This is a genomic window from Streptomyces sp. RKND-216 (assembly GCF_004795255.1).
Classification (GTDB): domain Bacteria; phylum Actinomycetota; class Actinomycetes; order Streptomycetales; family Streptomycetaceae; genus Streptomyces; species Streptomyces hazeniae.
Genome location: NZ_SSBQ01000002.1, coordinates 4,470,828 through 4,489,676, shown reverse-complemented (window position 1 = coordinate 4,489,676; position 18,849 = coordinate 4,470,828). Strand labels below are relative to the sequence as shown.

The window sequence follows — 18,849 nt, the reverse complement described above, 5'->3', positions numbered from 1 at the left end:
GGGACGGAGTCCGCAGCCGACGGTGAGCCCGGACGCACGCCGGAGCAGGGGGGCACGGTCCCGGAACGCCCGACTCCGGAAGTCCGCCCGGATGGAGGCATGGAGACCGGACCAGAACCGGAACCCCAGCCGGCACCCGAACCCCAGCCAGAACCAGGACCGGAACCGGGCGCGGAGGTGCCCGCCGCGGCCCCCGGCCCGGCCGCCGGGAAGCCCTCCGCACCCGAACCCGCCGAACCCGCGGCTTCGCCGCTCGCCCGCCTCACCGCCCCACCGCCCGGACCGTTCCGGCCCGGCTTCTGGCGCAGCCCGCTGCGCGGCCCGTGGCTGACCTCCGTCCTGGGCCTGGTGCTGCTCGGCGGCCTGCTCGTCGTGACCGTGACCGGTCTGCTGTCGTACGCCGCCTACAACCCGGGGCTCGGCGCACCGAACGACCGCACGCCCGGTAAGGGACTGCTCGGCTTCTACCTCTTCTCCTGGCCCACCAGCCCGTACTGGCTCTACCGGCTCACCCAGGGCCTGCACGTGACGGTGGGTCTGGCGCTCGTGCCCGTCCTGTTGGCGAAGCTGTGGTCGGTCATCCCGCGCCTCTTCACCTGGCCGCCGGTACGTTCCGTCAACCACGCGCTGGAGCGCGTCTCGCTGCTGCTGCTGGTCGGCAGCACCCTGTTCGAGTTCGTGACGGGCGTGCTCAACGTCCAGCTCGAGTACGTTTTCCCCGGCTCGTTCTATCCGCTGCACTTCTACGGTGCGTGGGTGTTCCTCGCCGCGCTGATCGTGCACGTCGCCCTGCGGGTGGGGCGGGTGCGCCGTGCGCTGCGCGGCCGGAGTCTGCGGGAGGAACTGCGCACGCCGACCCGCCGCACCGAGCCCGAGCCGCCGGACGGGACCGGGCTCGTCCCGACCGCACCCGCCGCACCGACGATCTCCCGCCGGGGCGCGCTGGGGATGGTCGGGCTGGGGTCCCTGACCATGGTCGTGGTGACCGTCGGCCAGTCCACGGGCGGGCCGCTGCGGGACGTGGCGCTGCTGGCGCCGCGCAGTCAGGACCCCGGCCCGGGACAGAACGGGTTCCAGGTCAACAAGACCGCGCGCTCCCGGGGCGTCCGCACCGCCGACGTCGGCCCGGACTGGCGGCTGACGGTGCGCGGTCCCGGCGGCCGGAGGGAGGTGTTGGACCGGGCGGCGCTGCTGGAACTGCCGCAGCACACCGCGCTGCTGCCCATCGCCTGCGTCGAAGGCTGGTCGACCGGCGACCAGGAGTGGACGGGTGTCCGGCTGGCCGACCTGGCCGCCATGGTCGGCCAGGGCCCGGCGCCCGGGGTGTTCGTGGAGTCGTTGCAGCTCAGCGGATCGTTCCGGGCGGCGTTGCTGCGCGAGAACCAGGTGCGCGACACCCGCTCGCTCCTGGCGTTGCGGGTGAACGGCGCCGACCTCTCCCTCGACCACGGCTTCCCGGCGCGAGTGATCGTCCCCAACAACCCGGGCGTGCACAACACCAAGTGGGTCACCCGGCTCACCTTCGGCCAGAACCAGGAGGGTTCGGCATGACCGGAGGCCGCAGCGCCACCGCGCCCCTGCGCACACTGCTGATGCTCGCGTCGTTCGCCGTCACCGCCTACGCGGGGCTGCGCCTGCTGGAGGGCGGGCCGGTGGTCGGCATCCTGATCTGGTTCGTCGGCGCGGCGCTGCTGCACGACCTGGTCCTGCTGCCGCTGTACGGCGCGGCGGACCGGGCGCTGCAAGGAGTGCTGGTCCGCCGACGGCCCGGCGCCCCGCCGTCCCCGGTCGTCAACCACGTGCGGGTGCCGGCGTTCGTCTCCGGTGTGCTGCTGCTGGTGTGGTACCCGCTGATCCTGGGCCTGTCGGACAACTACCGGCGCTACAGCACCCTCGACCCGGACGTGTTCTGGGGACGCTGGCTGCTGCTGACGGCGGGTCTGTTCGCGGCGTCGGCACTGCTGTACGCCGTGCGCACGCTGGCGTCCCGGCCGCGGAGGGGCCGGGACGCCAGGGCGGAGTGAACGCGGCCCGTCAGCCGGCCGGGCGCAGCGGGGCCGCGGCGAACGCCTTCATGCCCTCGGCAAACCCCACCTGGGCCCGCCAGCCCAGTTCGTCGCGGAGCCGGTCCGAGGAGGCCGTGATGTGCCGGACGTCGCCCAGCCGGTACTCACCGGTGACGGCCGGTTCCGGGCCGCCGAACGCGCCGGCCAGCGCGGTGGCCATCTCCCCGACGGTGTGCGGGTGTCCGCTGCCGGTGTTGTAGGCCCGCAGCCCGCTCGGCGGCGCCTCGCCAGCGGCCAGCGCCTCCAGCGCGGTGACATTGGCCGCGGCGATGTCCGTGACGTGGACGAAGTCCCGCCGCTGGCCACCGTCCTCGTACACCTGCGGCGCCTCTCCGCGTTCCAGCGAGGAGCGGAAGAAGGAGGCGACGCCCGCGTACGGGGTGTCGCGCGGCATGCCGTCGCCGTAGACGTTGTGGTAGCGGAGGCTGATCGCACCGCCGCCCGACGCGCGGGCCCAGACGGCGGCCAGGTGCTCCTGGGCCAGTTTCGTCGTGGCGTAGACGTTCCGGGGGTCGACGGGGGCGTCCTCGGTCACCGCGCCGGGCCGCAGCGGCTCGCCGCAGTGCGGGCACGGCGGTTCGAAACGGCCCTGCTCCAGGTCCTCCACGGAGCGCGGGCCCGGCCGCACCACGCCGTGCGCGGTGCAGACGTACCGGCCTTCCCCGTAGACCACCATCGACCCGGCGAGCACCAGCGTACGAACACCGGCTCCGGCCATCTCCTCCAGCAGCACCGCGGTGCCCAGGTCGTTGACCCCGACGTAGGACGCGGCGTCGGTGAAGCCCTTGCCGAGCCCGACCATCGCGGCCTGGTGGCTGACCGCGTCGACGCCCGCGAGGGCGGCGGCCAACGCCTCCCGGTCGCGGACGTCTCCGCGCACCGCGCCGGACGCGGGGTCGGCCGCGATGTCGAGGACGACCGGTTCGTGACCGGCTTTCTCCAGTGCCGTGACGACGTGCGAGCCGATGAATCCGGCCCCGCCGGTGACCAGTACGCGCATGGCCTCACCGTACGGCCCCGCGAGCCGTGCGGGCGGGTGGCGGCGCGCCCGGGCGGCGCGCCGTCAGCGATTCGTCACATCCGCCGGAGCCGGCCGGACCGGACGGCCGGTCAGACCTCGGCGGTCGCCTCCGGGTCGGTGCACTCCTCGACGACCCAGCGCAGGTAGTCGGCGCCGCCGCGCACCACCGGCGTGCCGATGATCTCCGGCACGTCGTAGTCGTGCGCCTCCCGGATGTACGCCTCGAGGGCGTCGTAGCGGGCGGCGGCCGTCTTGAAGAGCACCTGCCACTCCGGGTCGGTCTGCACCGTGCCCTCCCACCGGTAGACGGAGGTGACCGGCGCGCTGATCTGCGCGCAGGCGGCCACCCGCCGCTCGACGGCACCGCGCGCGAGGCTCTCCGCCTTCGCGGCGCTGTCCACGGTCGTGAGCACGGTCAGGGTCTCCGGAACGATCTCAGCCATGCCCCCACGGTAAAGGGGAGCCCGTACGGCGGGACGTGGCCGTTTCGTTCAAGACCTGGGGCGGGCGGTGGCCGTACGTTCCCGGTATGGCACCTCGTTTCGGCCTCATCGGCATCGTCACGGCGGACATGGCCGCCTCGCTCGCCTTCTACCGGCGCCTCGGCCTGGACATCCCGGCCGGCGCGGACACCGAGGCCCATGTGGAGGCGGTCCTGCCGGGCGGGCTGCGCATGGCCTGGGACTCCGACGACACCGTGGCCTCCTTCGACCCCGGCTGGCCCCGGCCGACCCGGGCGGAGGTCAACGGGCGCATCTCCCTCGCCTTCCTGTGCGACGGCCCGGCCGGCGTGGACGAGGTCTACGCCGGGCTGACGGCCGCCGGGCATCCGGGGCACAAGGAGCCGTGGGACGCGTTCTGGGGTCAGCGGTACGCCGTGGTGGAGGACCCGGACGGCAACACCGTGGACCTGTTCGCGCCGCTCAGCGACGCGCCAGCAGGCGGCTGAGCGTCCAGCCGGTCAACGCCCGCACCTCGCGGGCGAGGTGGGCCTGGTCGGCGTAGCCCGCCGTGGCCGCCACCTCGGCGAACGAAGTCCCGGCCTCGGCGAGCCGCAGCGTGCGCCGCATCCGCAGCACCCGGGCCAGGGTCTTCGGGCCGTAGCCGAAGGCGTCCAGCGACCGGCGGCGGAGCTGCCGTTCGCTGAGCCCAGCCGCGTCGGCCGCCGCCGCGACGCCGAGGCCCTGCCGCAGCGCCGCGACCAGCGGTGCGCACAGCGGGTCGGGCCGCTCACGGCGCCAGGCCGCTGTCTCGAGCACCGCGCCCCGGTCCGGCGCGGCGGCGACGCGTTCGGCGAGCAGCCGCACCTCGCGCTCCGGCCACAGGGCGTCCAGCGGCACCCGCCGGTCGCGCAGTTCGTGCGCGGGCACGCCGAACACGGCGGGGCCGGTGCCGGGGGCGAAGCGGACGCCGGTCCAGCGGGTGCCGGGCGTCTCCTGCGTGGCGTGGCCGGTGGTGTCGGGGCCGGCGACGAGCAGACCGTCGTTCCAGATCAGGTCCATGCAGCCGTCCGGCAGCACCAGCCCGGTGGTCGCCGTCCCGGGGACCGTGCGGCTCCAGACGACGGCGCCGCCTCCGAGCCGGGAGCCGCGCTCGCTGTACATGTCCCCAGCATGCCGGACCGTGCGGCCGGTGAGGGGGCGATCCGGGGCGGGGCTCACAGCGGCGGCAGGCGCGGGCTGAGGACGGCGTTGCGCGAGGAGACAGCGATGATCCCGTGGGGTAACACCGCCGCCCCAGGCTGCTGTGCATGACTTCGGAGAAGCGGCGGCTGGTGGTCGGCGGCGGCATGGCCGCCGCCCGCCCGCGGCCTGACCGGTTCGGACGCGGGGCGGCCCTTCGTGGCGTCGCCGCTGCTGAAGCAGCGCTTCGACCTGGCCACGGGCCGCTGCCTGGACGACGCGGACGTGTCGGTTCCGGTCCACCCGGTGCGCATGTCGCCCACCCCCGCCGCGGCTTCCGCGCCCCCTCCGGCCGCCTGACGCCACGCCCGACGCCGCCCTCGCCGTGGCCCGCCGGCCGCTCTACCCTGGGCGGGTACGAAACAGCAGGTCGGCGCGGACGCACCGGGCCGGCACGCCGACGGCGGTACGCAGCGGCACGGCGAAGTCGGCAGGGCGACACGGCGAGGAGCGCGGCAGGCGATGGGCTGGACGGCACGCAGGATTCCCGACCAGAACGGCCGCACCGCGGTCGTGACCGGCGCGAACAGCGGTCTGGGCTATGTGACGGCCCGCGAGCTGGCCCGGCGCGGCGCGCGCGTCGTGCTGGGCTGCCGGAACCGGTCGCGCGGCGAACGGGCGCTGGAGCGGCTGCTCGCGGAGGTTCCGGAGGCGGACGCGGAGCTGCGCCGGCTGGACCTGGCCGATCTGGGCAGCATCCGCGAGTTCGCGGCCGGGATGCCGGACAAGCCGCTGCACCTGCTGGTCAACAACGCGGGGCTGATGGCGATCCCGCACTCGCTGACCGCCGACGGCTTCGAGATGCAGTTCGGCGTCAACCACCTCGGGCACTTCGCGCTCACCGGCCTGCTCACGGAACGGCTGCTGGCGGCCGGCGACGCACGGGTCGTGAACGTCTCCAGCCTCATGCACGTCGTCTCGGGCATCGATCCGGCGGACCTGAACAGCGAGCGCCGCTACCGGCGCTGGACGGCGTACGGGCGCTCGAAGACGGCGAACCTGCTCTTCACACTGGAGCTGGCGCGCCGCACTCGGGAGCGCGGCATGGTCGTGGCGGCCGCCCACCCCGGATACGCGTCGACCGAGCTGCAGACCAAGGGGCCCCGGCTGAGCGGCGACCGGACCGGCGAGCGGCTGATGCGGGCCGCGAACTCACTCGTCGGTTCGTCGGCCGAGCTGGGCGCGGCGGCCACGCTCTACGCCGCCACCTCCGCGGAGGTGGGTCCCGGGGCCTTCGTGGGGCCGCGACTGCTGGGGCTGCGCGGCGCGCCGGGCGCAGCCTGGCGGGCGCCCTGGGCGCGGGACCCGGCGATGGCCCGGAAGCTGTGGGAGGCGTCCGAGGAGCTGACGGGCGTGCGCTACGAGGCCCTGGAATGACACACCACCACGCACCAGGACATAACGGGCCGGACGACAGGCCGACGGTGCGGGTGCTCGTCGTGGACGACGACTTCATGGTCGCCCGACTGCACCGCGCGATGGTCGATCAGACCCCCGGATTCGCCGTCGCCGGAGAGGCCCGGACCGGCGCCGAGGCACTGACGGCGGTGCGCGCGCTGCGCCCGGACCTGCTGCTGCTGGACATCTACCTGCCGGACATGTCAGGGCTGGACGTCCTGCGCGCACTGCGGGGCGACCCCGGCGAGGAGAAGGGCAACGCGCCCGCCTCCCCGGGGGTGGACGTCCTGGTGGTCACCGCAGCACGCGACGTGGAGACCGTGCGCGGAGCCCAGCTCGGCGGGGCCGTGCACTACATCATCAAGCCGTTCGAGAGCAGGACCCTGCGGGAGCGGCTGCTCGCCTACGCACAGCGGCGGCGCGAACTGGCGGCACTCGCGGCGGCAGGCGAGGCCGGGCAGGCGGAGGTCGACCGGGTCTTCGGCTCCCCCGCCGGGCTTCCGCGAGCCGCCGCGCCGCCGCGCGAGCCACCGGCCCTCCCCAAGGGACTGACCGCGCAGACCGCGGCGCTCGTACGGCGGGCGCTGAAGGAGGCACCGGGAGACCTCTCGGCAGCCGAGTGCGCGGAGCTGAGCGGGCTCTCCCGGGTGAGCGCGCGGCGCTACCTGGAGCACTTCGCGGCCGGCGGCGAGGCCGAGGTGTCGCTGCGGTACGGCACCACGGGTCGCCCGGAGCGCCGGTACCGCCTCCCCGGCGCCACGCCACCCCGGACCGGACGGGACTGAGATCCGCACGATACCGATGCATTACCGCAGGGAAGACCGTTACGTCCTATTTGGTGCTTCAGGATGGATATTGGCGCTCTGTTCCTCGCAGCGTGACGCGAATAACAACACGGTCTCAGCGGGGCGCGCCGCGCGCCGGGTCAAAATTCGGGGCCTCCTCAACTCCCCACCAATAGCGTCGAGTTGAGCATTCGACACACGAAGATCGCGACAACTCAACGAAAACGGACAGCAGCACACAGTCGTGTCGGAGTGGCGTGAAGCCCGCGTGAAGACCGTCCGTAAACCCGACTTTCTTGCCGCAATCCGAACCCTTGTGTTTTCGTTCCCTCCGCCGCCGCGCTCGTGCGGCGGCCCTGAGCCGGGACGCCGAGTCCTGCCGCCCGGAGCAGGAGCCACCCGTGACCCACGAACGGCAGGAGTGGGGGACCCAAGGTAAGTGCCGCGCCGGTACGTCACGCACCGGACGGCTTGGGGTGAAGTCGCAGCGAGTGCCGCTCATGCGCTCGCACAGGCGACCGGGCAACTCCAGCCCGAACCCGACAGCTCACCTCGCAGGCGTAGGAGAGGACCACAGCCATGTCTGCACGCGGACGTCATCGTCGCTCCAAGACGCAGCGTTTCACCCGCCGCGCCACCGCTCTCGCCCTGACCGCGGGCGGCGCCGGCATCGCCCTTCCGCTCGTGACCGCCGGCGGCGCCCAGGCCGCCTCCGTGGACACCTGGGACAAGGTCGCCCAGTGCGAGTCCACCGGCAACTGGAGCATCAACACCGGCAACGGCTTCTACGGCGGCCTGCAGTTCACCCAGTCCAGCTGGGAGGCCGCCGGCGGCACCGAGTTCGCGGCCCGCGCCGACCTCGCCACCAAGGACCAGCAGATAGCCGCCGCCGAGAAGCTGCTCGCCCTCCAGGGCCCGGGCGCCTGGCCCGTCTGCGGCCCGCAGGCCGGCCTGCAGCAGAACAGCGGCGACCCGCAGATCGACCCGAACGGCGGTGGCGAGGACGCCGCCGCCTCGAAGGCCGAGACCGCCGAGGCCCCGAAGCAGGCCGCCCCGAAGGCCGACACCGGTGCCCAGGACACGAAGGCCCCGAAGGACGCCAAGACCGAGAGCTACACCGTGGTCAGCGGCGACACCCTGTTCAAGATCGCCAACGCGCACGACGTGGACGGCGGCTGGAACACCGTCTACGACGGCAACCGCGAGGTCATCGGCGGCAACCCGGACCTGATCTACCCGGGCCAGGAGCTCAGCCTGAACGGCTCCGCCGCCAGCGCCACGCAGAGCGAGGCGCCGAAGAAGGACACCGCCGAGAAGCCCGAGAAGAAGGCTCCGGCGCCGAAGCAGGACTCGGGGAGCTCCGACGCCGGCTCCGCCGCCGCGGAGTCCGCGGACACCTCCCAGGCCGAGAGCGCCGCCAGCGGCTTCTCCGCCCCGGTCGAGGCCGCCACGAGCACCCCGTACCACCAGACCGGCGCCAGCTGGTCCAGCGGCTACCACACCGGTGTGGACTTCGCCGCCTCCACCGGCACCACGGTGAAGTCCGTCGCCAACGGCACGGTCGTCTCCGCGGGCTGGGCCGGTTCGTACGGCAACCAGGTCGTCATCCAGCACGAGGACGGCCGGTACAGCCAGTACGGCCACCTGTCCTCGCTGTCCGTCTCGGCGGGCGAGAGCGTCAGCGCCGGCCAGCAGATCGGGGCCGTCGGCTCCACCGGCAACAGCACCGGCCCGCACCTGCACTTCGAGGTGCGCACCGGCCCGGACTACGGCTCGGACATCGACCCGGTCCAGTACCTGCGGGCCAACGGCGTCTCCCTCTGAGGCACCCCGCCCCGCGCACGCGCCCGGCGCCGCCCCTCCCGGGGCGCGCCGGGCGGCGTCGTGTTCAGGCCGCGCACGCGCGGCTCACCACCCGCCGCCGGGTCCCTGGCCCGGGTGGCCGCCCTGGCCCTGACCCGGGTAGGGCCCGTGCCCCGGCTGCGGAGCCTGGGGTTGCTGCCCCCAGCCCGGCTGCTGCTGCGGGTGCGGCGGCTGCGCCGCCGGGGGCTGCTGCCCCCAGCCCGGTCCGCCCTGACCGCCGGGCGGCGGCGTCCACCCCGGCTGCGGGGGCTGATGCTGCGGATACGGAGCCTGCGGGTGCGGAGCCTGCGGGTGCGGAGCCTGCGGGTGCGGAGCCTGCGGGTGCTGCTGGGGCTGTCCGCCCCACCCCTGCTGCCCTCCGGGCTGCTGCATCAGGCCGCGCTGGGCCGCCTGCGCCAGCCCGGCGTCCCGCTTCCGGCCCGCGCGCAGCGGCTTCGCCCACACGAGGCTGGTGCCGCCCGGCCGGCACACGACGGCGCCGCCCTCGGGGTGTGCGGCCCACCACAGCACTCCGGCGGGCCCGGGGTCCGCCCAGTCCATCGACCACAGGGCCGTGCGCGCCACGTAGACCCGCAGCTCCGCCGTGGCGGGGTCCTGGACCACCACCGTCGGGTTGTTGAGGCCCGAGCTGACCGTCGTCGCCCGGCAGGCCGCCCAGGGGCCGCGCTGCAGCGCCGCACGCATCTTCCGCGCATAGGACAGCCACATCAGGGCGCCGACGGTCATGCCCACGCCGAAGATGACGAGGTAGAAGCCGTAGTCGCCGTCCATGGCCAGGAGCAGCACACCCAGGGCCGCGAACAGCGGGGCGGCGGCGAGCACCGCCGTCCAGGCGCGGAGGACCGTCTTCAACGACTGCGCGGTCGGCGGGAAGTCGGCCGCCGTCGCCCCGACTCCGCCCTGTTGCATGCCCGGGTCGCTCATGGCGCCGCCCCCCGTGTGAGTTCTCGCTGTGCCGTGTCCGCCGCCGTGCGCGGCAGCGGCGGCGTCCAACCAACCGAACGAAGGGCCGGGTGTCAACACGCATCCCGCGCGGGCCACCCGTACCGGTCGCGTCACGATCGGCGTGCCCGGCTTTCCGCAGGTCCGGAGCATGGTGTGGGATGGAGGGCCGAAGACGCAGACGTGAGACAGGGGGATGTTCGTGGCTTCACGTGGCCAGAACCTACGCAGAGCCGCCCAAGCGGTGGCAGGCGGAGCCGATCCGCGCTCCGTCGCCGAGGACGCGCTGCGGCAGCACGCGGGGGATGCGGCGGAGAGCGGGAGCGGCGTCGCCGGCAGGCTGAGCCGGGGCGCGTCCGGAAGCCGGGAGGAGTTGCTCCAGGAGGACAGCATCGACCCGGCCGACTTCCCGGCAGCGCGGGAGCAGGGCGGCGACATCGACACCGTGATGTCCGAGCAGACCGTGCCGCTGGACGAGGCGGGCGAGGCGCTCAACCGCAGCCGGCAGGAGCGTGACGGACGGCGGAAGGTGCACGCCATCTGCCCGATGGTGATCCCGCGCGGCCGGTCGTTCCTCAGCATGCTGCCCGTATCGCTGCTGCTGGTCCTCGGCGTCATCGGCACGTCCATCGCGGCGGCCACGTCGGGCGCGACCGGCGTCGGCACGCTGACGCACCCGCTCTTCGGGCTGCACTACTGGGTCATGTCGCTGGCCGCGGTGGCGTTCGTCTGGTGGCGGCAAGGCATGGTGATGGTGCCGGACGGCAGCCAGGCGCTGATCACCCGGTTCGGCAAGCTGGAAAAGGTCGTCGGTCCGGGCCGGGTCGTGCTGATCAGCCCGTTCAAGCGGGTGTCGTACATCGTCAACACGACCCGCGAGTACCCGTTCAACGCGCCGGTGCGGGAGGCTCCGACGCGGGGCGGCGTGAAGGCGTCCATCGACCTCTTCATCCAGTTCCGCATCCGGGACCCGCAGGAGTTCGTCTACACCCTGGGCGCCGTGCGCGGCTTCGAGGAGAAGCTGAACAACGCGGTCAGCGAGACCATCCGCAGCCTCATCTACGAGCAGGAGGCCTCGGGCATCTACGACATGGTCGGCGAGGACACCGGGCGGCTGCTGGAGCAGCTGAACAACCAGTTCCTGCCCGCCGTGGAGCTGACGAACGCCAACATCACGCACGCCGAACCCTCCGACCAGGGCTACCGGATGCACCTGGCCGCGCCGGAGATGGTGCGGATGGCCAAGGACGCCTACACCCACGAGTACGCGCTCCAGCTCCGCAAGGAGCAGGACGAGGGCGATCTGAGCAAGGAACTGGCCACCCGCCAGGAGACGCTGTCCGGCATCCAGGCGGAGATCGCGCAGTACCAGGCGCAGATGGACACCGCCGTCGAGCGCGAGACGAACCGGGCCCAGGCGCTGGCCCGGCAGCGGTACGTGCAGGCCGAGTCGGAGGCGAAGGCGAACGCGGCGCTGCTGGAGGCGCAGGCGCTGGACATCCGCGCGGTGACCGCGTCGGAGGCGCCGGAGATCCTGGAGTACCGCTACCAGCAGCAGATCCTGGACACGCTGGAGGAGGTCGCCGACCACCTGCCGCGGCTGGTCCGCATCGGCGGGCCGGGCGCCGGTACGGGTGACGGCGCGGCCGGGGTCGACTTCCTGGCGCTGGCCCGGGAGATGGTCGGCGAGCACGGCACGGAGCTGTTCTCCGAGGCGGACATGGCCGCCGTGCGGGCCCGGCTGGAGGAGGTCTCGGCGCGGATCGCCGAGCGCGAGCCGGAGATCCAGGCGCTGCGGGAGGCCGAACGGCCCACCGTGCCGGGTGAGACGGACCCGACGGCCGCCGTCGCGGACGACACGCAGGACGTATCCGGTGTCCCGGCCGGTGACACGGCCGCCGCGCGCACCGAGGAGGGGGCGGAATGAGCGCCACGCACAACCGCAGGTCGGTCATCACCGAAGAGGTCGCTCCCTGGAGCGACGTGCCGCGGCTCCTGCGCGGCGGCGAGGCCGGCACCATCGTGCCCGTTATCATCCCCCGTCACCTGCGTCGGGTGTGGTGGATGCTGCCCATGTGGCTCGGCGTCTTCTCTCTGCTGGCAGGCGTCATGCTGAGCCTCCAGGACACGGACAGCGGCGCCGGAGAGGTCGCGTTCGGGGCGCTGGCCACCCTGGCGTACGTGCTCGGCGCCTTCTTCCTGCTCGCGGGCGGGCTGTGGTGGTGGCGCTCGTCGATCGTGGAGATCGAGCAGGGCACCAATGGCATCCTCACCCGCTACGGCGCCATCGTGAGCACGCTGGACCCGGGCCGCCACTACCTGTGGCACCCGTGGGAACGGGTGGACTTCGTGGTGGACACCGCGACGGAGATCCCGTACTCGGCACCGGTCGTCGCCTGCCCGACGCGGGAGAACGTGCCGCTGCGGTCCATCGAGTTCTTCCTGAAGTTCCGCATCACCGACGCGGTGCTGTTCGTGCGGAGCATCGGCGCCGGCAACTTCGACCTGGTGCTGTCCAGCGCGGTGCAGGACGCCATCCGGCAGCGCGGACGCCAGGTGCAGACCGAGCGGGCCTACGACCTGCGCGGCTCGGACGTGGCCGACATGCAGGACCTGCTGAACCGTCAGCTGGACCGCTACGGCGTGCGCATCACCGGCTGCAACATCCCGGACGTGCAGCTTCCGACGCAGTACCAGCAGCACCTGTCCACCAAGGAGCGGGTCGCCAAGGAGCGGACGGCGTACGAGCAGGAGTGGGGTCTCACCCGCAAGCGCCGCATCGACGCGCTGGGCATGGACATCGAGCGGGCGAAGAAGGTGCGCGACGCGCGCATCGTCGAGGTCAAGGCCGCCCTCAACCAGGCGCGCGAGCAGGTGGCGCAGCTCCTGGAGGAGCAGGAGACGGAGGCGCAGAAGGTCCGCTTCGAGATCGAGACGCGCGGTCGCAGCGGGCTGATCTCGGCGGAGAACGAGGCCCGGGCGCAGCGCCGGCTGGCGCAGGCGTACCGGGACAACCGGGCGGTGCTCCAGTACGAACTGGCGCGGCGGCGGCTGGACGTCGGGGCGACGCTGGCCGGTTCGGCTCCGCAGCCGATCGTGGTCCGTACCGACGGGCCGGACGGCGGCGGCTCCGACTCCTCGGCGCTCACCACGCTGCTGACGGCCCAGCTCCTGCCCCGCCTGTCCGGTATGCCGGCGGCACGGGAGGCGCAGGGCGCGCTGCGCGACGCGATCGAGGAGCGCACCGCGCGGGACTGAGCCCTCCGGCTCTCTTCCCCTACACGGCCCCGGGCGGGGGCGCCGGTCGTCACCGGCGTCCCCGCCCGGGTCGTTCGTCCCTCGAGGGGACGGTCAGTAGCTGCCGCCGCCGTCGTGGCCGCCGTTGACGCACACGTTGCCGAACGCGGGGTTCAGCAGTCCGATCACGCTGACGGTGTTGCCGCAGACGTTGACCGGGATGTGGATCGGGACCTGGACGACGTTGCCGGACAGCACACCGGGCGAGCCGACGGCCGCGCCCTGCGAGCCGCTGTCCGCGACGGCGCCTCCGGCGCCGGCGAGGATCACGGCGCCGGAGGCAACGGCGATGGAGGCGGCCTTCGCCAGACGTGTCATGCTGCACAGTCCTTTCGCAGAAATCGCTTGATGCGCGGGAACGCGCGCGGCCCCGGACTCCGTCAGCCAGACGAACTCCGTTGCCGTGACGGCCGGTTGACCCGGCCACCACGCATGCTTCGCGGCCCGGCCGCTCCCGGAGGGGCATCGGCCCCCACCGCCACTCTTTCGGGTGACGATCACCACCCGCGCGAGGAGTCGGACGAACATCTCTGCGGATCATCAGATGCTTCCGTGCGGTCCTGCGCGGCGGGTGTTCAGCCGCAGCCGATCCGTGCGCCCCGCGCCGCATCGGGCCGGGCCGACCACCCCGCCCGAGCCACCGGCGGCGGCCCGAACGGCCCTCCCCGCCCGCTCGTTCCGCCCGTTCCACCCGCATAGGGATGTGTCATCTGCGGCTCCCCGCACTCGGTGGCGACACTGTGTCGACAGCGTGATGACGAGTGACGGCCGAACACCCCGGGGGGTTGTGGCCGCTGCCGGAAATCCCCCTTGTCGCGACCCCCGGCCCCCGTTATCGTCACTGTGACATTTAAGGAGGCCGACGCGTGGACGTCGCGGACCTGCTCGCCCCGCTCCAGCAGCCCCTTTTCACTCTGCTGGACACCCCTGTCAGCTGGGTCGAGGTGCTCGGCCTCGGCAGCGGCGCGCTGTGCGTGTGGCTCGTCGCCCGGCAGCACATCGCCAACTGGCCGATCGGCATCGCCAACAACCTGTTCTTCATCCTGCTGTTCGCCGGGGCCGGCCTGTACGCCGACGCAGGACTCCAGGTCGTCTACATCGCCCTCGCCCTGTACGGCTGGTGGGCCTGGCTGCGGGGCGGGCCGGAGGCGGCGGCCGGACGGCTGCCGGTGAGCCGCACCGACGCCCGTACCTGGTGGGTGCTGGCACCCACGACGCTCGCGGTCACCGCGCTGCTCACGCTGTGGCTGGCCCGCTCGACCGACTCCACCGTGCCGTTCTGGGACGCCCTGACCACCGCGCTCTCGCTGGCCGCCACCTACGGGCAGTGCCGGAAGAAGCTGGAATCCTGGTACCTGTGGATCGCGGCCGACGTCGTCTACGTCCCGCTCTACGCCTACAAGGGCCTCCACCTCACCGCGCTGCTGTACGCCGGCTTCATGATCCTGTGCGTCGTCGGCCTGCGCAGCTGGCGGGCCGAGTGGACCGCGGCCCGGACGGGCCCCGCACCGGCCGCGCCGCTCGGGGCAGCGGCGTGAGCCGGGGCGTCGCAGGGGAGTTCGCACACGGGCTGGTGCTGGGCAAGTTCTACCCGCCACACGCCGGCCACCACCACCTCGTGCGCACGGCCGCCGCACGCTGCCGGCGGCTGACCGTGCTCGTGTGCGCGTCGTCCGTGGAGTCGGTCCCCCTGGCCCGCCGTGTGGCCTGGATGCGCGAGGTGCACCCGGAGCCGCACGTGCGGATCGTCGGCACCGTCGACGACGTGCCCGTCGACTACACCGACGACGCGGTCTGGGACGCGCACATGGCGGTCTTCCGCGCCGCCGTGCCCGAGCCGGTGGACGCGGTCTTCACCTCCGAGCCGTACGGCGCCGAGCTCGGCCGCCGCTTCGGCGCCGCGGCCGTGACCGTGGACCCCGACCGCACCACGCACCCCGTCTCGGGAACGGCCGTGCGCAAGGACCCGGTGGGCAACTGGCACCACCTCGCCGGGCCCGTCCGTGCGGCACTGGCCCGCCGCGTGGTCGTCGTCGGCGCCGAGTCCACCGGCACGACCACCCTGGCGCGCGGCCTCGCCGCGCACTTCCGGGCCCGGGGCGGCGTCTGGGCGGACACCCGGTGGGTGCCGGAGTACGGCCGCCGGTACAGCGAGGAGAAGTTCGCCCGCCTCCGCGCCGCCCGCCCCGGCGCCGGCTTCGCCGACGTCCCCTGGCACTCGGACGAGTTCGTCGCCGTCGCCGTGCGCCAGCTCGCCGACGAGGAGAGCGCCGCGCGCACCGGCTCCCCCGTCCTCTTCTGCGACACCGACGCACTGGCCACCACCGTCTGGCACGAGCGGTACATCGGCCACCACGATCCGCGGGTGGCCGCCGTCGCCGCCCGCGGCGCCCACGACCTGTGGCTGCTCACCGACTACACCGGCGTGCCCTTCGAGAACGACGGCCTCCGCGACGGCGCGCATCTGCGCGCCTGGATGACCGCCCGCTTCCGCGCCGAACTGACCTCGCGCGACCTCCCGTACGAGCTCATCACCGGCCCGCACGAACGGCGGCTGGGCGCCGCCGTCGAAGCGGTGGACCGGCTCCTGGCCGGGCCGTGGCACTTCACCGACCCGCTGCCGGTGCACGGCTGACAGGGCACGCCCCCGGGGCACCGCGACCCGAACCGTCCGCGGACGCTGGTAGCTTCGCCCGCATGAGTGCGACGGCAGAGGTGCGGCAGGGCATCGTGTACGGACCGAGCGGGAAGGCACTGGACGTCCACCGGCCGGTCCGGACGTCCTCGCCGGTTCCGGTGGTGCTGCTGTGGCACGGACGCGGACCGGACGAGCGTGACGTGCTGGCGCCGCTCGCGGGCGCGATCGCCGCGCACGGTCTGCTGGTCGCCGTGCCGGACTGGCGCCCGGACGCCCCCGACGGCGGCTGGGCGCACCTGTCGGAGTCGGTCCGCTTCACGCGGGAGCACGCGGAGACCTACGGCGGCGACGCGGACCGGATCGTGCTGGCCGGGTGGTCGCTGGGGGCGCTCGCCGGGGCCGGCGTGACGTTGCGGCCCGAGCGGGTCGGCGGGTGGCGCCCGTCCGCGTTCGTCGGCATCGCCGGCCGGTACGCCGTGGGCAAGCCGGAGTTGGGCATGCCCCGCTCCGCGGTGGCGGAGGTGTCGGCGGGTGCGGCGCTCCCCGCGGGCCCCGTCGAGCTCGTGCACGGCGCCGACGACGTGACCGTGCCGCCGGAGGAGTCGCGCCGCTTCCGGGACGTGCTCGGGGCGCACGGCCACGAGGTCGTCCTGACCGAGCCGGACGCGGACCACGCGGGCGTACTGGGCGCGGCGTACGATCCGGCGCGCGACCGCTGCGTACCCGCCCACGACGAGACCGCGGCCCGGGGCCTGCGGGCGAGCGCGGCCGCGGTGGCACGTGCGGCAGGCGTCGCGCCGGGGCCTCGGCCGGCTCGCTGACAGCGACCTCACGAGCCGGTAAGCCCGCGGACGGAAGTCTTGACGGTGGTGGGCGGGGACTCTAGCTTCTCCGCATGCAAACGTTTGACCAGGGTCCCCGGACTCTCCGCGCAAACGATTGTCCATCACCTGGGTCCGCCGCACCCCTCCCGGTGCACCGCACGTGGTGACCATCCGGGACGTCGCCGCCGAGGCGGGCGTCTCCATCACCACCGTCTCCCGGGCGCTCAACGAGAGCGGCCGGGTCGGACGCGCGACCCGCGAACGGGTGCTGAACGCCGCCCGCCGGCTGGGCTACGAGCCGAACGACCTGGCCCGCAGCCTGCACGGCAAGGCGACCGGCACCATCGCGGTGCTCGTCCCCGACATCACCAACCCCTTCTTCCCCGAACTGGTCAAGGGGGTGCAGGAGGTCGCCACCGCGCACCAGAAGCTGCTGCTGCTCTGCCAGACCTCCGAGGACAGCGAGATCGCGGTGCAGGAGCTGCTGCACCTGCGGCGCAAGCGGGTGGACGGGGTGGTCCTGGTCGGCGGGCTGGCCGCCAGCGAACAACTGGACGCGGCCCTCGCCGGGCTGCCGGTCGTCGCAGTGGACCGGGACACGACCGTCGACGGCTCCCAGGTGGTGCGCAGCGACCACCGGCGCGGCGGACGGCTGGCGACCGAACACCTCATAGAGCTGGGCCACGAGCGGATCGCGCACGTACGCGGCCCCGCCCACCTCTCCGTGGCGCGGGACCGGCACGACGGCTACCGGGAGGCGCTGGAGGAGGCCGGGCTGCCGTACGACGCGTCCCTGGTCGTCGAGGGCGGCTTCCTGGAGGAGGGCGGCTGCGACGGGCTGCGCGCGCTGCGCCGCCGCCGGCGCCCGTTCACGGCCGTGTTCTGCGGCAACGACCTGATGGCCATCGGGGCGCTGCGCGCCCTGGAGGACGTCGGCCTCGCCGTGCCGGACGAGGTGAGCGTCGTCGGCTTCGACGACATCCACCTGGCGTCGTACCTGCGGCCAAGCCTGACGACCGTGCACCAGCCGATCCAGACCCTCGGCCGCCGGGCGGCCGCCCTGCTCATCGGGAGCGCCATGAACGACGAACAGCCGGCGAGCGAGGTGCTCGACGTGCACATCGTGCGGCGGCAGACCACCGCACGCCACCGCCGTACGGAGGTGCGCTGATGGGCTCCGTGACGGTGCTCGGCAGCCTGAACGTCGACCTCGTCACGAGCGTGCCGCGGCTGCCCGGGCGCGGGGAGACGGTCGCCGGCGGGCGCCTGCACCGGCTGCCGGGCGGCAAGGGCGCCAACCAGGCGGTGGCGTGCGCCCGCGCGGGCGCGACGGTCCGGATGGTCGGCGCCGTCGGCGCCGACGAGGGCGGGGACCTGCTGCTGCGGGCCCTGGCCCGGGAGGGCGTGGACACCACCGCCGTCCGGCGGCGGGCGGACGTGGCCACCGGAACGGCCACGATCCTCGTCGAGGACGGCGGCGAGAACATGATCGCCGTCACGACCGGCGCCAACGGGCACCTCGGGGACGAGGACACGGCCGCCGCCTGCGACCGGCTCGGACCCGGCGACGTGCTGCTGCTGCAGTGCGAGGTGCCGCTCGGCGTCGTGCGCCGGGCCGGACGGCGGGCGGCGGCCCGCGGTGCGACGGTGGTGCTCAACGCGGCACCCGCGCCGCCGCCGGACGCACTCGGCCTGCCGCTGCCGGAACTCGACGTGCTGCTGGTCAACGAGCACGAGGCCCGGCTGCTGGCCTCCGCCGGGACCGCGACCGGCACCGGGGGCGAGCCGGGGGCGGAATCTGCCGAGGACGCGGCCCGCGCGCTGGCCGCTCGTAACGGCTGCCTCGTCGTCGCCACCCTCGGCGCCCGCGGCGCCCTGGCGATGCGGGGCGGTGCATCGGAGGTCTTTCCCGCACCCCGGGTGGACGCCACCGACACCGTGGGAGCCGGGGACGCCTTCGCCGGCTACCTCGCCGCCGCCCTCGCCCGGGGGGCCGACCCGCGTGCGGCGATCACGACAGCGGTCCTCGCGGCCTCCCTCGCCGTCACCCGCTCGGGGGCCCAGGAGGCCATGCCCCGGCACGACGAAATCCGCAGCATCCGCAACACCCGCTCGCCGGAAGGAGCCTGAATGCGCAACACCCTGGGCAACGACCACTGCGGTCTCGGCCTCTAGGACCACGTCAGGGAGGTGCTGGACCGGATGGGCGTCGAGGTGACCGACGTCGGCACACACACCGCGGACCCGGTCGACTTCCCCGACATCACCCGCCTGGTGTGCGATCCGGTCCGGCGCGGCGAGGTGGACCGCGGCGTGCTGCCCACAACTGGGGC

General features: G+C 73.9%; 18 protein-coding genes, 1 pseudogene and 1 riboswitch. Of the genes and pseudogenes, 14 read left to right on the top strand and 5 right to left on the bottom strand.

The window, feature by feature from the left end:
- The first annotated feature begins 99 nt into the window (after positions 1-99).
- On the top strand, positions 100-1,551 hold the full coding sequence (locus E4198_RS19500; RefSeq protein ID WP_136185496.1) for a molybdopterin-dependent oxidoreductase: 1,452 nt from the start codon (positions 100-102) through the stop codon (positions 1,549-1,551).
- Complete coding sequence (locus E4198_RS19495; RefSeq protein ID WP_136184290.1) at positions 1,548-2,024, top strand: hypothetical protein; 477 nt, start codon at positions 1,548-1,550, stop codon at positions 2,022-2,024. The genes E4198_RS19500 and E4198_RS19495 overlap by 4 nt, the downstream gene beginning before the upstream one ends.
- A gap of 10 nt (positions 2,025-2,034) precedes the next feature.
- On the opposite strand, the gene E4198_RS19490 is transcribed toward E4198_RS19495, so the two are convergent.
- Positions 2,035-3,066 (bottom strand): NAD-dependent epimerase/dehydratase family protein, encoded by a 1,032-nt coding sequence (locus E4198_RS19490; protein WP_136184289.1) that lies wholly within the window; start codon positions 3,064-3,066, stop codon positions 2,035-2,037.
- A gap of 110 nt (positions 3,067-3,176) precedes the next feature.
- A complete protein-coding gene (gene cutA / locus E4198_RS19485; RefSeq protein ID WP_136184288.1) occupies positions 3,177-3,530 on the bottom strand; it encodes a divalent-cation tolerance protein CutA in 354 nt (117 codons plus the stop codon).
- Between the two features lie 86 nt (positions 3,531-3,616).
- Here cutA and E4198_RS19480 point away from each other — a divergent pair, with 86 nt between their 5' ends.
- A complete protein-coding gene (locus tag E4198_RS19480) occupies positions 3,617-4,036 on the top strand; it encodes a VOC family protein (protein WP_136184287.1) in 420 nt (139 codons plus the stop codon).
- Here the strand turns inward: E4198_RS19480 and E4198_RS19475 are convergent.
- Positions 4,011-4,691 (bottom strand): helix-turn-helix domain-containing protein, encoded by a 681-nt coding sequence (locus tag E4198_RS19475; protein ID WP_136184286.1) that lies wholly within the window; start codon positions 4,689-4,691, stop codon positions 4,011-4,013. The two genes, E4198_RS19480 and E4198_RS19475, sit on opposite strands and share 26 nt — an antisense overlap.
- A 198-nt stretch (positions 4,692-4,889) precedes the next feature.
- Here E4198_RS19475 and E4198_RS19470 point away from each other — a divergent pair.
- The 4 genes and pseudogenes from E4198_RS19470 to E4198_RS19455 all read left to right on the top strand — a co-directional run.
- Positions 4,890-5,069 (top strand): annotated as a pseudogene (locus E4198_RS19470) (nitrite reductase (NAD(P)H) small subunit); the annotation flags it as partial.
- 162 nt (positions 5,070-5,231) lie between these two features.
- Positions 5,232-6,146, top strand: coding sequence for an oxidoreductase (locus E4198_RS19465; protein ID WP_136184284.1), 915 nt, complete (start codon positions 5,232-5,234; stop codon positions 6,144-6,146).
- Positions 6,143-6,952 carry a response regulator gene (locus E4198_RS19460; RefSeq protein WP_136184283.1) on the top strand — a complete coding sequence of 270 codons (810 nt, stop codon included), beginning with the start codon at positions 6,143-6,145 and terminating at the stop codon, positions 6,950-6,952. Before E4198_RS19465 ends, E4198_RS19460 begins: the two co-directional genes overlap by 4 nt.
- Before the next feature lie 387 nt (positions 6,953-7,339).
- Positions 7,340-7,526: riboswitch (cyclic di-AMP (ydaO/yuaA leader) on the top strand.
- A 5-nt stretch (positions 7,527-7,531) separates the two neighbouring features.
- Positions 7,532-8,776: a peptidoglycan DD-metalloendopeptidase family protein gene (locus E4198_RS19455; protein ID WP_136184282.1), complete on the top strand. Its 1,245-nt coding sequence runs from the start codon at positions 7,532-7,534 to the stop codon at positions 8,774-8,776.
- Between the two features lie 84 nt (positions 8,777-8,860).
- Here E4198_RS19455 and E4198_RS19450 read toward each other — a convergent pair whose 3' ends face one another.
- Positions 8,861-9,739 (bottom strand): hypothetical protein, encoded by an 879-nt coding sequence (locus tag E4198_RS19450; RefSeq protein WP_136184281.1) that lies wholly within the window; start codon positions 9,737-9,739, stop codon positions 8,861-8,863.
- Between the two features lie 214 nt (positions 9,740-9,953).
- Between E4198_RS19450 and E4198_RS19445 the strand changes: the two genes are divergently transcribed.
- Together E4198_RS19445 and E4198_RS19440 are read left to right on the top strand one after the other, a co-directional pair.
- Entirely contained in the window at positions 9,954-11,684 is a 1,731-nt protein-coding gene (locus tag E4198_RS19445; protein ID WP_136184280.1) for an SPFH domain-containing protein, read from the top strand.
- Positions 11,681-13,015 (top strand): SPFH domain-containing protein, encoded by a 1,335-nt coding sequence (locus tag E4198_RS19440; RefSeq protein ID WP_136184279.1) that lies wholly within the window; start codon positions 11,681-11,683, stop codon positions 13,013-13,015. The genes E4198_RS19445 and E4198_RS19440 overlap by 4 nt, the downstream gene beginning before the upstream one ends.
- 93 nt (positions 13,016-13,108) lie before the next feature.
- Here the strand turns inward: E4198_RS19440 and E4198_RS19435 are convergent, their stop codons facing one another.
- Positions 13,109-13,372: a chaplin gene (locus E4198_RS19435; protein ID WP_136184278.1), complete on the bottom strand. Its 264-nt coding sequence runs from the start codon at positions 13,370-13,372 to the stop codon at positions 13,109-13,111.
- Between the two features lie 548 nt (positions 13,373-13,920).
- Between E4198_RS19435 and pnuC the strand changes: the two genes are divergently transcribed.
- The 5 genes from pnuC (at position 13,921) to E4198_RS19410 (ending at position 18,646) form a co-directional block, all read left to right on the top strand.
- A complete protein-coding gene (gene pnuC / locus E4198_RS19430; RefSeq protein WP_136184277.1) occupies positions 13,921-14,592 on the top strand; it encodes a nicotinamide riboside transporter PnuC in 672 nt (223 codons plus the stop codon).
- Complete coding sequence (locus E4198_RS19425; protein WP_136184276.1) at positions 14,589-15,689, top strand: AAA family ATPase; 1,101 nt, start codon at positions 14,589-14,591, stop codon at positions 15,687-15,689. The genes pnuC and E4198_RS19425 overlap by 4 nt, the downstream gene beginning before the upstream one ends.
- Before the next feature lie 62 nt (positions 15,690-15,751).
- Entirely contained in the window at positions 15,752-16,513 is a 762-nt protein-coding gene (locus E4198_RS19420; protein WP_136184275.1) for an alpha/beta hydrolase, read from the top strand.
- A gap of 166 nt (positions 16,514-16,679) precedes the next feature.
- Positions 16,680-17,687, top strand: coding sequence for a LacI family DNA-binding transcriptional regulator (locus E4198_RS19415; RefSeq protein WP_168711475.1), 1,008 nt, complete (start codon positions 16,680-16,682; stop codon positions 17,685-17,687).
- Positions 17,687-18,646, top strand: coding sequence for a ribokinase (locus tag E4198_RS19410; protein WP_210732854.1), 960 nt, complete (start codon positions 17,687-17,689; stop codon positions 18,644-18,646). Before E4198_RS19415 ends, E4198_RS19410 begins: the two co-directional genes overlap by 1 nt.
- Positions 18,647-18,849: the final 203 nt, after the last annotated feature.